Annotated in this window: 1 protein-coding gene and 1 pseudogene; both read left to right on the top strand. The window is 75.7% G+C overall.

What is annotated here, in order from left to right:
- Positions 1 to 388, top strand: a pseudogene (locus DZF91_RS39505) (fibronectin type III domain-containing protein); the annotation flags it as partial.
- A 57-nt stretch (positions 389 to 445) separates the two neighbouring features.
- Positions 446 to 646 (top strand): DUF3040 domain-containing protein, encoded by a 201-nt coding sequence (locus tag DZF91_RS06810; RefSeq protein ID WP_117356636.1) that lies wholly within the window; start codon positions 446 to 448, stop codon positions 644 to 646.
- Positions 647 to 1746 lie beyond the last annotated feature (1100 nt).

Below are 1746 nucleotides of genomic sequence, written 5' to 3'. Positions count from 1 at the left end.
CCCCGCGATCCAGCCGCCCGCCGCGCCCGCCGGGCAGCGCCCGCACACGCCCGACCCCGTCCGCGGCGTCCGCGCCGACACCGCCGAGAGCGGACGCGGCGTGCGGGTCTCCTGGGCGCCGCCGCCCGTCGGTCAGGGCGCCGAGCAGACCACCGCGTACGCGATCTACCGGCGCGAGGGCCGCGGCGAGGGCTGCGCCCCGGTGGACCCCGGCACGCTGATCGGCACCGTCCGCGACCCGGGCACCCCGCCGGGCGGACGGCTCACCCTCGCCGACCCCTCCGCCCGTCCCGGACGCGACTACACCTACACCGTCACCGCCCTGGACCGCGTCCACCGCGAGAGCCCGCCCGCCCGTGCCGCAACGGTGACCGTGAACCGGGGGTAAAGCGCCTTCCGGCGGGGGACAAACACAGCACCCTGAACGCCCCCCGGAGGTATGAGCATGGCGCTGTCGACGGAGGAGCAGCGGATCCTCGCCGAGATCGAGACCCGCCTGGCCGAGGACGACCCGCGGCTGGCGCGGCGGCTGGCCGCGCACCGCGGGACGTCCCGCCGCCGCGTCCGGCTGGTCACCGCCGCGGTGGTCGCCGCGGTCGGCGTGGTCACCGCCCTGGTCTCGGGGATCCTCACCGCCTTCTCCTGAGCCGCCCGGGGGAGCGCCCGCAGCCCCGCCCGCACCCCCGGACCGGCCCCACCCCACACCCGCACGACCCGACGCCTCGGCACTCCGCACCGCGACAGCACCTCACCGACCCGTCCACCCCTGGACCCGGCTGCGGCCCGGCGGACGCCGGACCACCCCACGCCCCAGGACACGCGGAGCCGCCCCTCGGACGCGACGACCAGGCGACGACAGGCGATGGCCGGGCGGGAGGACGTCGGTGTGGATTGTGTCCCCCGGGCTCTAAATATCGCCTTCGCGGAATACCGTTCGGCTGGAACCGCGTTGTGCCTTTCGCCGTGAGGCGACCGCCACACCGACCTGACGTCGAAGAACGCCGTGGGCCCGACGAGATCTCGTCGGGCCCACGGCGTTCTTCAACGTCAGGTCGGTGTGGCGGTCGCCTCACGGCGAAAGGCACAACGCGGTTCCAGCCGAACGGTATTCCGCGAAGGCGATATTTAGAGCCCGGGGGACACAATCCACACCGACGTCCTCCACTCTAACGGCAACCCGGGGATGCCTCCGCCGTCCGCGCGGCGTGTCCCCGATCACCTCACCCCGGAGTGAGGATCGCGTGCACGCGTGCACCCCCGCGCCGCCCGCCGCGTCCACCACTGGAAGGGACTCCCAGAGCGCGGCGACCGCCCACCCCGCACGGCCGGCCGCGACACCGGCGCACTACCAGGCGCGTCATCCGACCGCATCCACCGCGCCACGGCGACCTCCCGCCGCGGCCACAAACCGGCCACCGGCCGCCATCACCCGGTCCGCCCGGGGAACAGGACGAACAACACCGCACCGGCGGCGCGTCACGACGACGCCGACCGCGGCAGCAGCACGAAGGAGTCGGGGCAGTGGGCACCAAATGGCTCGGAATCGACGACGACCTCACCGGGGACCCCGACGCCGACGGGAACGCACCACGGCCGGCCCCCCGGCCGGCACTCCCGGACACCCCCACACCACCCGTACCGGTACCTGCGGCCCTGCCCGCGCCCGGCCCCGGCCCCGGACCCGGCCCCGGACCCGGCCCGGTGTCCGGCGCCCTCCCCGGTCCCGTTCCGGGCGTCGGCCCGGAC

Source organism: Actinomadura logoneensis (assembly GCF_003428695.1).
In the GTDB taxonomy this organism is placed as follows: Bacteria; Actinomycetota; Actinomycetes; order Streptosporangiales; family Streptosporangiaceae; genus Spirillospora; species Spirillospora logoneensis.
Note: the sequence above shows the minus strand (reverse complement) of the source record. Positions and strands in the feature narration are given on the sequence as shown.

Bases quoted from the DNA above. Each gene is read 5' to 3' on its own strand.
- DZF91_RS06810 (WP_117356636.1), top strand. From the start codon at position 446: ATGGCGCTGTCGACGGAGGAGCAGCGGATCCTCGCCGAGATCGAGACC.